Raw genomic sequence first — 12,923 nt, forward strand, 5'->3', positions numbered from 1 at the left:
AGCGGGATGGACGCGGATCGGGATGAGGCGCAAGGCGTCTTTTGCAGTCAATAGCGAGCTATTGACAAGGAAGACAACGCAGCGGATCGCCCGAGACCGCGTTCAGACCAGGGCAGGGAGTTTTGCAGAGGGTCCCTAGCTGCGCCCTTGTTTTTTCCCCAAGCGCATGACTGGCACTGCCAGCCTTGCCTGCCGATGCTGTCGATTCAGCCCGTTGCCCAAACGGGTGCCACAAACCCCTCCAGCAGGGGCATGGAGGCGATGCCTTCCAAAACCCATCGCCCATGGCTACCAAGCTGCCGGGCAATGCATCCCTTCCCACCGGATAGCGCTGTAATAACAGGTCGGAGTGGCTCAATGTCAATTACTGTCAGCCCGACAATAAATTATTAATCCAATGCTATAAACACACTCTATTTTTAAAACTCAGTTTATAGCAATATTCACTAGTTGATTAGTGTCGGCGGCCTCGCCTTACGCCCACAAAGGCTGGGCTTTTCTGGTGACAGCCTGCTTTCTGCCCGCCGCTGCGTGTGCCAGTCAGCCTCTCTGCCAGGTATTGCACCACTGCGTTTTTTAATCCATCGCAATATTAAGAACCCAAGGTTTAGACAACCCATGCATCGACATCTCTCTTCTCCCGTCTGGGTGGTGGGCTTGCTGCTGGCAGCCCCGCTGGCGAGCCAGGCCCAGCTGGTTTACCGGGCAGACAGCCCGCTCAGCATTCCCACCTTCACCTGCAGCAACGCCACCGAGCCCGTACTGACAGCAGGAGCGCTCAAGGATCCTGGGCAGGTGCTCAACACCAACGCCACCAGCATCGGCGACCGTGGCAACCAGCAGCGCTGGGCCTATGCCTTCAACCCGGCAGCACCCGGCTCGCACACAATTCCGCAAGCCACGGCCGGAGCCACCGAGGAGATCCCCACGTCGCTGACCTTTGCCGGCAATGCGGTGCCCGCTGCGCTCAGCAGCCTGCCCACCATGGCCTGGCAGCATTTCTCAGGCCGTGAAGTGTTTGCCTACAGCGGCGGCACGCTAACAAGCCCACAACTGGGCACCGGCCAATCGCTCAGCTCCGTGGGCTTTTATCTGGCCAACCCCAATGGGGGCGCGGCCGCCAACCAGACGCGCTTCTTGCGCTACCAGTTTTACCTGGCGCCCGAGGCCGATGCGGCCACCTACCAGCTGCGCTTGGGCGGCGTGGGCGCCGATGACCAGATCGCTGGCTACTACATCAACGGTGTGCTGAGCGGCACCAGCCCCATTCTGGGTGCAGGCGCCAGTACAGATCTGCAGTGGAAGACGGGGCTCAACACCCTGACCGTCGCCCTGTATGACACCATCCCATCGGCTACGCGCCTAATCGTGGGCGGTGCGACCTCGTCCGCCTGCATCCTGCAAACCCTGGCGGTGACGGTGGCCGTGCAAACGCCCGTCATCACCACGGCGCAGACGGAGAGCTTCAATGGCGTAGCGACTTCGGCAGCACCAGGTGACGGCGCATCCACGCCCCTGCCCCTGGGCACAGCCATCACCTTGCGTCTCTCCGGCCCCGATGGCTTTAGCGCCAGCCAGGCCACCACCGTGACCGGCAGCAGTGGCGAATACGCCTTGACCTGGCCCGCCGGGCTGGCACCGGGCAACTACGAAGTCATCGCCAACCTCAGCGATCAGCCCAGCGTGCAGTCGAGCGTGGGCAGCTTTACCGTGCAAGCGGTGGTCGTGCCGCCTCCACCCCCACCCCCGTCGCTGCCAACGACTCCACAAGCCGTGCCATCGCTGAACCCCTGGAGCACCATCAGCCTGGCAGCGCTGCTGGTACTACTGGGCGGGCGCTGCCTGCGCCGGCGCCAAGGCTGATTGCCAGCAGAGCCGCCCTCGGGCGGCTTTGTTTATTGGTCAAATGAATCAGGACAGCAACCATCTGCATGTCCATGCATTTTCTGGAGGCATTCCTGTGGACGCGCATGGGCCAGCAGGAAGAGGCGCCGGCAAGCCGATCGCCAACAGGTGGCATTTTTCTCAACAGCACTGCGGCTTATGCAGTGCAATGCAGCGATTTCAGGAAAAATTAGCGAATATATCGATTGCATTTGTAGTTACATTTTGTTAACTTCCTCTCCTTCTACAACCGAGGGAGACTTCATGAAAAAGCTATTTGCATCCGCCGCCGTGGCGCTCAGTCTGGCGTTCACAGCCACCGCACAAGCAGCACCGCTGCAGTGGACATTGGCGGATGTGACCTTTGACGATGGCGGGACCGCCACCGGCTCCTTTGTGTATGACGCCGACAGCAATACCTACAGCAATATCGCTTTAAAGACGACGGCGGGCACTGCGGGAGCAGCGGCTGAGTTCCGCACCCAATGCACCACGGCCCACTGCTTGTCGGCTTTGCCTGAATTACTTTTCATCGCGTCTGCCAACCAAAGCGACCTGACGAATGTGCCGCTCCTGGATATCGAGCCATCGGCCCCCCTCACCAACACACCTGCCACGGTGGATCTGGTGTTTGGCATGTCCTTTCTTTGCAGCAATGCGGCATGCACAGGTATCGGCGGCGGTATGCGCGTTTTCACTACCGGGCAGTTGATTGGGACACCTTATGTGGCTCCGCCAGCCACACCCACCAGCGTTCCCGCGACTGGCGCGTGGAGCTTGGCGCTGCTCAGCATGCTTTTGGCAGCTGCTGCCTGCATGTATCGTCGCCGCAAAAGCTAATACTTCATGCTGCTTTATCAGCAGATAGCAAAATTTTTTAGAAGATAGAAGACGGATACCTTGTCATAAGCGCATTACCAATGCAAACAAAGCTGCCGAGGACCTGCGGGCAAGCAGGATGTAAGAATAAGTTAGTAGAATATAAAGATTAACAATGGAGAGATGATGGTATTCAAGAAAATTGCATTGGTTGGCGCCTTGCTCGGCACCGGTTTGGCGCAAGCATTTGCACCTCAGACAGGCACTTGGATTGTGACCAGCGAAGTCAATGGCAAGCCAGGCCGTGGTTTGGCCATTGATGTGCAGGACAACACCCTTGTCATGCAAATGTATGCCTACGATGCCAGCGGCAATGCCACGTTCTATATGACCAGTGGCCCTTTGGCGAATGACAACTACGCAGCGCCACTCAACAAATACCGCGGCGGTCGCTATCTGGGTAGCGGCGAGCTGTCTGGCAAGGAAGACGGCAGTGCAGGCACTGTGTCGATGCGTTTTGTGTCAGGCACCAAGGGCTATATAACCCTTCCTGGAGAGGCAGAGAAAGAGATTTCGCGTTTCAACTTCGCCTACGCCAATGATCCCCAAGGCCTGAAGGGCATATGGCTGTTCAGTCCCCTCAATTCCCTGACGCCAACTGCAGACTTTTTCAGACTCGAAAAGGCGCAACCAGCCACTCAGTATGGCAACGGACTCATGGCCAGCTCTGATGGCAGCTTTGGCTGCGAACACCAGGTCACCGGTAACGCCGCCGGAACCGTGCTCTGTGTCAAGGTGAATTCGGCCGGTAAAGTTCTGCGCGGCTACCAATTCATCTATAGCGTGAATGATGGGGAAGGCAATTTGCTCAATAGCCTTGGCCAGGCCACTTCGATTGCCGCCATGCGCCGTTTGGCAAACCGCACAGACACCGGCACAGGCATTTTCCTAAAATCCGAGTCCAGCGATGCAGCTGCTGCACCCGTGGTGAGCCCAGACCAACTGCGCCTGGCGATCGAAAGCGTGGCAGCGCAAGTGGAATAAGCGATAGCGCAGGGCGCTCAAACACCACCAAACCGCCTTTAGGCGGTTTTTTTATGGCCGGAAACACCGTTGCATGCATTGGGAATTTTCTACACAACACGGCTTGGCCCATTTTTGACATCTCCACGCTTGGCGAGACACTAAACTTGCCCACTACCGATAATTTCAGGACAAGCTTTGATACGGACACCCTACCTATTTGCCTGCCTCCCCTTAGCCTTGGCACTCAGCGCCTGCCAAAAAGATAAGCCCACGACCACCATGCAGGCAGCCACCAAGCCCACATTTACGGCGCCAAGCGTTGATATATCGACACCCGACAAGGCCGTGAAAAGCTGGTGGGCCGTGGTGGATTCAAAAATCAACTTCAAGTACCAGGAGTGCACGCAAGCAGCATCCGCAGAACAAACCGCGCTGCTGCAGGCCCAATTGCGCTTGGCTACCGGGGCTGTCAAAAGCTACTTGCAACACGACAAAGAATGCACTTTGTTTGCCTACGATCGCCGGATCGATCGCGTCGATATAGAGACGGAATCGCGGGCCTTGGTCGTTGCCACCATCAAAAACAGCACGCGCCCGAAGGCAGGACAGTCCATCTCGAAAAATACTGTTGAAGCGGCATCGGTCGGTGTGGAATACCGCTATGTCCTCTCGCGTGAAGATGACGGCTGGCGTGTGGACGATATCTACCAGTATGACGATGTGCTCAAGCTCATGGGCCGTGATCCCTGGAAGCAGGAGTACCAACGCGCCTCTCCCGAACTGTACCTGCTGATATTTAATCAATAAAATGCGCCAGTCACTCCCGAGCCTCCGATCCAAGGATACGGAGGTCCGCGTGTACCTTTGTTGCCTCTGAAGGTAACACCCATGCTATCTGACAAAAAAAAGCGCCCACTAGATATTAGTGAGCGCTTTTTGCTAGGTATGGTGGGCTGGCGTCAATTGAATCCACCTCTAAAGGCAGCATAAAACCTAGATTTCTCCCCTTTTTTACAGGCCTATGTTCCCCGGTTTGTTCCCCGGTCTACCGGCCCCTAAACCAGACAAGCCTTTGCGCAAAGATTTGCAAAAATACAACACCTGAACAAGTAACGTTTCTAGTCCCAGATTCCAATGATCGTTGACCTACGACAACTCGCTTGGTTGTAGCATCGTGTTCACAGGCAAGAAGAAGCGACACGGTCACCTTAACCCTTCATGAACTAGCTCCGGGCTCATCTTCTATGCCTTGAAAGCCGGCAACAGTCAAGCACAGGTCATGGCATGATGAATGCACCTGCAGATGCGACCGGTCGCAAACTGCCTTCAACAGTTCCGCGTGCGCCTTTGATCTTCATTTCATGAGCCTTGCGAATCAATTCACTAAACTAGAAGTTCTTGCTCAAGAGCTAGAAAATTCAACAGCTCAACTCTTGGATATTGCCCTCCAAAACGGCATCGATCCTGTGGTAGCCATTGAACCCAACTGGCGAATAGGACTCGTGTGCTTTTCTGCGCTTTCCAACGGAAACGAACTCTCCAGCCCATTGCTGCCAAAAACAAAGATCTACCCGGTTGAAGATGTGGAGTGCATCCAGTTAAGTCGCAATGACTACACAAAATTGCGAGATGATGAAAGTATCCAGATCAAAGTCTTCGATATTATTCATTTAGGGGGATTCGGCAAAAAAACTTGGGATATACAGACAGCTCATCAAAGGCGAAAAGCACATGGCTTAGATCAGTGGCAAACCGAATCGTTTGGCAAACCTCTCGCACCGCCTGTTTTATTCCCTTGCTTTACCGTTATCGACAGCCAGGGTGCTCGATCGGATGACCTTACCATTGAAAAATTTCGAAATCATGCCGGAATTCTTGTTCGACTTGGCAACCTACGTTTGCAACCAGCCGATGAAGCCAGGCTCCGTGATCTACTGAGTCAACCAGCACCCCAAAAAACACCCGCACAAATACCAGTCACAGGAGATCACATATCTCCTCAGTTAGGTCAATTGCTTCAAGTTTTCAATGAATTGCAAATCTGGATTGAAGAGAGACGGCAGGAGAATCCTCCCTTGCATTCGGATGAGGTTAAGACGTGGCTGCATACACAGCTTGAGGCCAAAAATTCAACTGACTGGAAAAGTTCGAAACTGCGTGATGTCGCAATCAAGCTGATACACCCACCTCAGGATGGTCAGAGGACAAAAATGCGCAAGGCTTATAAAGATGGGCTGCCTGTCGCCTTGGATCACCTTGTCAAACAACTGCAGGAAGATCTTTCCCACGTTAGGCAGTTCAAGACTAGCAGCGATTATGAGAGCTGGCTTGTCAAGCTACAGATCAAGGGATCTCCAGTCGCTGGCAAACTTGGCCAATTGATTACAGAGACTGACGCTAAGTCCATCTCCACCATCATTCGCCTGACGCCGTCTCGGCGAGGCGGTCGCAGGTAAAGCCAGGAAGGCATCCCTCCCAGAACGTCTTCTCCTCAATGGCTTAGTTCAAGTCATTGATAGGCGTGCTCAAAGCCGCATCAACACCTCCCAACTGACAGCCAGATTGCTTGTTTGGCGCAGCTCCTCTTATGCCAAAAACCGCGTTTTGGGGATCGGTTGTAGCCGCTTTTGCGTGGCGACGTAGCCAAAGTAGCCAGTAGCCCAGGGGGATCGCCACAAAAAACCGCCTAATCTTTGCCTGTTTTCGTCCTTGCACAAACCCAGCAAAAAATCACGTAGGGTCAATCACTTATCGATGACGCGCTCTCAGCCACAAGGAGAACAAGCAAAGAGTGCAATCGACTGGCATTTGGGGCCCCAGCAGCATGAAGCCTTAATCAATTTAACGAGAAAGGTTTCGTATGCAATCCCCCAATCGCCCCGAATTTGCACCCAATGCGGCATGCCGCTTGAAGGACGTCATCCGTATCACGGGCCTGAGCCGCTCCACCATCTACGGCCGCATCAACAAGGCAAGCTCGCAGTACGACCCGACCTTCCCCAAGCCCTTCCCTCTTTACGGAGGCACTCAACTCCGTGGCGCCAAGGGCTGGCGTCTGCATGACATCGACGCCTGGCTGAATGCCCAGTCGGCAAAGCAGTAAGGGGCTGGCGATGTTGAATAACTCACTTCCCGTCACTGACAGCTACCCCGCGCATCAATTGCCGCCACTCATTTTGGACGCTGTGAACGATGTGCGGCGCCTGACCAAAGCCTCTACTCCCTTGATCGCAGCCTCTGCGCTTTGCACTATGGCAACGGCATGCCAGGGCTTGGCTGATGTGAAGCGCCCTGGCCTTCCCGGGGTCACGCCAATCTCCCTGTACTTCCTCACTCTCGCCGACTCGGGAGAGCGCAAGACTGCTGCGGACGGATTCTTTTTCGAGCCCATCCGGCGCCTGGAAAAAACCATGCGGCAGCAGTACACCGAGGGTTCGGCCAATTTCAAATTGGATGAAAAAATCCGACACGCAAAAGTCCGAGGCTTGACACAGCGGCTGGAAAAAAATGCTAAGGCCGGCCGTGACAACACCGCCACGGAAGAAGAGTTGAGCCAGCTCACGCGAGCTGCTCCCCTGCTCCCCGCCCGTATGCGCTTCATGTTGTCCGACATCACCCAGGCGGCACTGTACTCGGAGCTGAGCCTCAACCCCTGCACTGCAGTTCTCCATTCGAACGAAGCGGCTGATTTGATCAAAGGCCGCACCATGAGCAACCTTCCCATGTTTAACAGAGCCTGGGATGGCCAAACACTCGACATGGACCGCAAGGATCAGGCCGATAGCCAATGGGTCGAAGGCGCGCGCCTGAGCACGGGCCTTGCTGTGCAGCCCCATATGTTGGAATTCCTCTGCGGCAAGGGCGGCAACTACGCACGCGAGGTCGGCTATCTTGCTCGCACCCTCGTCGCCTTCCCCAAATCCACGGCAGGTCAGCGGTTTGTCGACGGAAGTGACAACAGCGATTCGCTGCCATCGGGCATTTTGACTTTCCAATCCCAAGTTCACCAGCTTCTGCTGAAAGCCGTTGAGCGCCATCACAATGGCGAGGCCCGGCGTGTTCTGACTTTTGAGCCACAGGCAGCGCACTGCTGGGTGGCTTTCTTCAACCACATCGAGTCCCGCCTCGATCCGCAATTCGGTCGCCTGTCACCCATCAAGGACTTTGCCTCCAAAGCAGCGGAACACGCAGCGCGCATGGCCGCCATTTTCGAAATGGCACAAGGCGATGCACAAACCATTTCGGAAGACTCTGTGCAGCGGGCTATTGCTATCGTCGAATGGTACTTGCGGGAGTTTTATAGCCTGTTTGCGAAGTCCCCCGAGGAAAAGAACATCGAAAAACATGCCGAGAAGATTCTGGTATGGATGCGTAGCAAGAGCCCTCTCACTGGGTTCGGTTCCCCGAGAACTTTCACCCGTCGTGAAATTCAGCAATCAGGCCCTCGCCCCCGTGACCCTGAATCTGTCAGCCTGGTATTGCAGTACCTTCTGACTCATGGACATATCCAGTTATTTTTTGGCAGCAACAAGGAATTCCAATTGAGCAACACCAACAATTCCTTGTCTAACTTGGAAAGCGTAAATTACTCTAGGGAATTTACCAAGAGCCGAGGCCTCCTTAGCTCAGACACTATTGGCATCTTCCAACGCTCTCCCATTTAGCGATTTAACTTATTCAAGCAACTTACACAACAAACACAATCAAACCGACAGAAAACTGGTCATTTATCACTCTATTTAATACAAGCCAAACAGAGAGTATATATTATTGATATTAATATATTTAAAAGATATATTAATCAACAGCCAGCATAGGCACCTATCAATATACACCCCCTTAGAGTGACAAAGCGCTTTTCAATAAACCAATAACTACATATCAACCAATCATCGCGAACAATACAAGCCGCACACTATTCAGAATGATCCAAATGCAAGACTCGCAGACTCATCTTTCAGCACTCACTCTGGTGAGAACTTGCATGAAAGTGATTCACCATGAATTGAAGAGCATGAAGTGGAAAAAGGCTCTCACCAGCAAGAGCCTTCAAAAGCAACTTGCTCAAGTGTGTGGCCTGATGTCGCCTTATGCCTACGCGCCAGTCCTGCGCAAGCTGATCAAGAGCAGGGATCCTTGGCTTTGGCTGGCAGGCCATTGTTTTGTTGGCATTGACCCTTGCAACCATGAAGGGCAACTCAATGCGTTGTTTAATGATGATCAACACCCAGACAACTACATCGATCAGGCTCACTTCCTTGAGAGCCTAGATCAATGGGTGAAATCATCTGCTTTTCAAAAAATCTATAAGAACCATGTTCGCCAGGAGCAACAACTGGCGCACTCTCTGTTTGAGTACATTAACGACTTGAACAAGATTTACTCCAAGCTGATGGTCATTCGACTCGACCTCTCCTACGGAGAGATTTATACCGATGACTGGGAACCAGAGCTCAGAGTATTGAATGATTGGGATTTATTCCATGCTTACACAGCCAATAGCTTCAAGGACAGTTTTATTGGCTACGCAGCCAAGTTTGAGTACGGAGCTGACAAGGGCATCCACATTCACACGCTTTTGTTCTTTGATGGCTCTGTCGTCCGCCAGGATGTGACGATAGCCAAGCATTTGGGTGAACACTGGAAGAACACCGTTACCCAGGGTGCGGGAATTTATTTCAACGCGAACACGCTGGAGTACAAGGTGCGTATGAAGCACTGTGCGGTGGGTGTTTTCAAGAGGAATGATGCGGATTTCCTGGTAGGCGCCAAGGAGATCGCCAAGTATTTCGCGAAGAAAGATCCCATCGTGCGGCTGGCAGTGCCAGGATTGACGCAGACGTTGCGCAGATCGTCGCTCACGCTCCAGCAAAAGGCGGCGCTGGAGAAGCGGCTTGCCAGTGAGGAGCGAGATGCCAGGACGCCGTCGGCGTAGACACTATCTGTTCTACGGATACTTGGGGTTCGATCAATGCCGGCTTCGCAGCGGTTGCTGCCACCCATGGTCTCATCGCGCGGGTTCGCTCACCACCGCATAGCGATCATCCGCGCGCTAATGTTCAAGCCGAAGCTGTGACGGCTTTCAGGGTAGCAGCAGACGCTGGCCATCAGGGCCATCCAAGTGACTGCTAGATGTCCGCTATCGCTGTGCATGAATAGGCGCTATCGACCCATTGCAGTCGTTCGGGCTTCAACTGTTGGCGGCGGATGCGTAGAGGTTTCTGTCTCGGCCGGGTTGGGAGGTAAGGATTGTGCATGGTCGTTTTGTGAGCATTTGGCAAGCAGTGCTAGAAAATTTAGTTGTTGATCTACAGCTCACCTTTGCAGGCGCTATCCTTGCCAGCTCTATTTCCTGTCCAGCTAAGGAAGAGTTCGATGAACGTCGGGTATACAGATATTCAGTTGGCACTGGAAATATCAAGTCTTGAAGCAGCCATACAAAAGTGGGCCGAAGAGCGTGACCTCTGGTTTGATAGCGGCTTCAAAGAGTTTCTTCAGCACGTAGGCGGAGAGCCTGGCTCACCCGCCGTTGTGACTGTTCTTTATAGCAATGGAGACCTAGCGCGTGTGCTTGATGAAGATATTGAGGTGGCCTCACCTCAGTTCCACGAATTCATCGCCTCACTGGGTTTTTCCTGCGAAAACCAGAACGGCTATACGTACTACTTCTTCGCAAACGACGCGGCACTAAACGCGGATTTAGAGTCGTATTTCCATTGGCAATGGGTCTGCTCGCTGATTCAACCAGATGTCGGAGACGTCTACGAGGAGCTTTATGCCCACTTCGCTTCAAATCCAGACTATTTCCACCGCCTCAGCCCACGCGCTTTTGAGGTCCTTTTAAGCAGAGTCTTCCAAAACCAAGGATTCACCACAGAATTGGGTCCAGGTTCCGGTGACGGTGGAGTCGACATCCGCCTCTGGCAACGGGACCCATTGGGTGACGTTCTGACCCTAGTTCAGGCTAAACGGTATGCGCCACACCGCAAGATTAAACTTGATGCCGTAGCTGCGCTCCGAGGTGTCATGGCCGTCGATAAAGCTCCTAAAGGGTTGTTCGTCACGACCTCTTCATACCTTCCGAGTGCGAGGGAGTTTGCGGCTCGAGAAGGAAATATTATTGAACTAGCGACGAATGCAGACGTCGCGCAATGGTGCGCTACAGCGGCAAATGGCATCGTCAAAGACAAGTCTTTGCTCGTGTCTAAGAGCAATGTTGAGCGCCTGCTCTATCAGATGTCACTTGCTGTCGACTCAAAGGTGTTGCACGCGACCTGGGGGTACAACATGACCCATAACACCTTCGCGGTAGTTCTTAAGGAGACGAAACACGCTGCGCTGTTGATGTCCCTACCTAAACGCACGGTGACACACGATGGCTATGGACAGATTGGGACGGAGGTGCCGTCGTTCGGCGTCGATGCCCTTGGGTTCCACTGCGCCGAGACCGTATTTCGAGCTGAGCGCACCGTGGATGAGAGGGGGCGCATTAGCTACTGGGATGGGAGGCATTTATATAGTGCTTGGGATGGGGAGCCTGCACGCTTCAACTATGTAGATTGAGCGTAGGACTCGAAGTACAGTCCATGCGCCGTTAAGGCTTGGGATTTCAACCAACCAATTAAGACTGCGTATTTTCGTCCGCTCTGTATATGGGCAGACACTACTCGCCAAGCATGAACCAGCCTGTAGCAGCAGGCCAGACAGGCTTCGCGGCTGACTGCGTATGGCCGAACGCACCGGCAGAAGGCGACCCGAAGCAGACAGCCGCTAATTTTGGAGCTAAGCGCCGACAGAGCAGGCGAAGCTCGGATGGCCGTCCGACTTGAGCAACTTGTTATGCCTACCCCCTGTGCACAATTGAAAGTGCATCTGCCCAGCTTGTATTGGCTTCGATGTGTTTTTTAATAAGAAACCTATTGGAAGAAATGATTGAATCCCATCGATTGCTCCATGATTTATATGCATGCCAGGAGTAACCAACATACATTTCTTTTCTCATCGTTGTCATGGACCTCAGTGTTGATGTAAGGAAGGCTCCTTCTATAGAGGTTCCTTTGAGCTCTAGGATGCTGGCTAAATAAATAAGCCATCTTGCCAAGTGCTCATACTGTTCCCAAGCATTGTTTTCTTTGGTTAGTTCAGTCTTTTTGTCAATAATATTTCCTAAAGCAGCAACCACCCTGGAATCATTAATGCTTATTCCTATGGCAGCTAATGAAGCAACGATTTCGAAAAATGAATTTTCTACTTTTAAGAATTCTTTTGTGAAGCTATGACTCTTGAATATAACATTTCTTATATTAGCAACTGATGATTCTGCACATTTTTCAGCTTCCGGGATGGCTGAATTTAATTTTCTAAAAAATTCATGCACGTCGGTATTATCAATAACGCGTATACCGTAGCAATGAGAATAATAGTCTTTGATATATTGTGCCACCCTGGATCTTGAAACTAAAAATATATTTGATCCAATAACGTGATTTCTTGAGAAACCTTTGTAGTCACTAATAATTGCTTTTAGATTGGTATCGCCAAGGGAATACCCCAAAATCACCACTGTGTTCTCATGAAGGACGGTGCTTAGTTTTCTCGAGAAATACGTCTCTGCATTAATGAATTTGAAGTAATCATCTGAAGTCACAACCATGTTCTCTGGGGCGTCAACAGAACCATGAACGTGGTAAACTTTAACTCTTGCCTGGGAACGAGGAATGGGTAAGCCAGGTGTTAATGAATGACAATCTGAATCGCCGGCGAGTTTTTCTATCAGTTTATCGTAGTTTGTAGTTACGACACGAAAAGATCGTTTAGACAAAAAATCTGAAATTTGTGAGTTGTCGCCTTTGGGCTCTATTGCTTTTATTAAACCAGCAATTTCTTCATGAATTTTATTTTCATTTTTTAGCAACTCAATAGATATGACTTGTGCTGCCTCTTCTAAGCTAAGTGGATTGCTGCTATCAGTCGGGAAAAGACTCTCCTTGATTGCAGTGGGATTTTCGCATTTTTCGCATAACGACTCTAATAGCCCCTGCCAACTGGGGGCGGCATTCTCGGTAACTGCTTTGGAAAAGCCGGTTCCAGTAAAGAAACATAGCCTGTTCGAAACAGCTGAATATGCAATCTCAAAAAATTCACTCAAAGCTTACTTCCTTATTGTGTGGAATAAATAGATTTAAACGAGCAGG

General features: G+C 52.2%; 10 protein-coding genes. 9 read left to right on the forward strand and 1 reads right to left on the reverse strand.

The genetic code is table 11. The features are described from left to right. Nucleotides 1-618: 618 nt before the first annotated feature. From M2375_RS22235 to M2375_RS22275, 9 genes are all read left to right on the forward strand, one after another. On the forward strand, nucleotides 619-1,863 hold the full coding sequence (locus M2375_RS22235; RefSeq protein WP_259170457.1) for an IPTL-CTERM sorting domain-containing protein: 1,245 nt from the start codon (nucleotides 619-621) through the stop codon (nucleotides 1,861-1,863). 180 nt (nucleotides 1,864-2,043) lie between these two features. Continuing rightward, a complete protein-coding gene (locus tag M2375_RS22240) occupies nucleotides 2,044-2,724 on the forward strand; it encodes an IPTL-CTERM sorting domain-containing protein (RefSeq protein WP_259170458.1) in 681 nt (226 codons plus the stop codon). A 165-nt stretch (nucleotides 2,725-2,889) separates the two neighbouring features. After that, on the forward strand, nucleotides 2,890-3,747 hold the full coding sequence (locus tag M2375_RS22245) for a hypothetical protein (protein ID WP_259170459.1): 858 nt from the start codon (nucleotides 2,890-2,892) through the stop codon (nucleotides 3,745-3,747). Nucleotides 3,748-4,008: 261 nt separating this feature from the next. Then, nucleotides 4,009-4,536 carry a hypothetical protein gene (locus M2375_RS22250; RefSeq protein WP_259170460.1) on the forward strand — a complete coding sequence of 176 codons (528 nt, stop codon included), beginning with the start codon at nucleotides 4,009-4,011 and terminating at the stop codon, nucleotides 4,534-4,536. A gap of 554 nt (nucleotides 4,537-5,090) precedes the next feature. Beyond that, nucleotides 5,091-6,185 (forward strand): hypothetical protein, encoded by a 1,095-nt coding sequence (locus M2375_RS22255; RefSeq protein WP_259170461.1) that lies wholly within the window; start codon nucleotides 5,091-5,093, stop codon nucleotides 6,183-6,185. Nucleotides 6,186-6,589: 404 nt separating this feature from the next. Further along, a complete protein-coding gene (locus tag M2375_RS22260) occupies nucleotides 6,590-6,832 on the forward strand; it encodes an AlpA family transcriptional regulator (RefSeq protein ID WP_259170462.1) in 243 nt (80 codons plus the stop codon). Between the two features lie 10 nt (nucleotides 6,833-6,842). Next, nucleotides 6,843-8,393: a YfjI family protein gene (locus M2375_RS22265; protein ID WP_259170464.1), complete on the forward strand. Its 1,551-nt coding sequence runs from the start codon at nucleotides 6,843-6,845 to the stop codon at nucleotides 8,391-8,393. A gap of 320 nt (nucleotides 8,394-8,713) precedes the next feature. After that, entirely contained in the window at nucleotides 8,714-9,664 is a 951-nt protein-coding gene (locus tag M2375_RS22270; RefSeq protein WP_259170465.1) for an inovirus Gp2 family protein, read from the forward strand. A gap of 440 nt (nucleotides 9,665-10,104) precedes the next feature. Beyond that, nucleotides 10,105-11,292, forward strand: coding sequence for a restriction endonuclease (locus M2375_RS22275; protein WP_259170466.1), 1,188 nt, complete (start codon nucleotides 10,105-10,107; stop codon nucleotides 11,290-11,292). Nucleotides 11,293-11,572: 280 nt separating this feature from the next. Here M2375_RS22275 and M2375_RS22280 read toward each other — a convergent pair whose 3' ends face one another. Continuing rightward, the gene (locus M2375_RS22280) at nucleotides 11,573-12,877 is read right to left on the reverse strand and encodes an SIR2 family protein (RefSeq protein WP_259170467.1); all 1,305 of its coding nucleotides are present in this window, start codon (nucleotides 12,875-12,877) and stop codon (nucleotides 11,573-11,575) included. Between the last annotated feature and the right edge of the window lie 46 nt (nucleotides 12,878-12,923).

Source organism: Comamonas sp. BIGb0152, from assembly GCF_024809975.1.
GTDB lineage: Bacteria > Pseudomonadota > Gammaproteobacteria > Burkholderiales > Burkholderiaceae_C > Comamonas.

Bases quoted from the DNA above. Each gene is read 5' to 3' on its own strand.
- M2375_RS22235 (WP_259170457.1), top strand. From the start codon at position 619: ATGCATCGACATCTCTCTTCTCCCGTCTGGGTGGTGGGCTTGCTGCTG.
- M2375_RS22240 (WP_259170458.1), top strand. From the start codon at position 2,044: ATGCAGTGCAATGCAGCGATTTCAGGAAAAATTAGCGAATATATCGAT.
- M2375_RS22245 (WP_259170459.1), top strand. From the start codon at position 2,890: ATGGTATTCAAGAAAATTGCATTGGTTGGCGCCTTGCTCGGCACCGGT.
- M2375_RS22250 (WP_259170460.1), top strand. From the start codon at position 4,009: ATGCAGGCAGCCACCAAGCCCACATTTACGGCGCCAAGCGTTGATATA.
- M2375_RS22255 (WP_259170461.1), top strand. From the start codon at position 5,091: ATGAGCCTTGCGAATCAATTCACTAAACTAGAAGTTCTTGCTCAAGAG.
- M2375_RS22260 (WP_259170462.1), top strand. From the start codon at position 6,590: ATGCAATCCCCCAATCGCCCCGAATTTGCACCCAATGCGGCATGCCGC.
- M2375_RS22265 (WP_259170464.1), top strand. From the start codon at position 6,843: ATGTTGAATAACTCACTTCCCGTCACTGACAGCTACCCCGCGCATCAA.
- M2375_RS22270 (WP_259170465.1), top strand. From the start codon at position 8,714: ATGAAAGTGATTCACCATGAATTGAAGAGCATGAAGTGGAAAAAGGCT.
- M2375_RS22275 (WP_259170466.1), top strand. From the start codon at position 10,105: ATGAACGTCGGGTATACAGATATTCAGTTGGCACTGGAAATATCAAGT.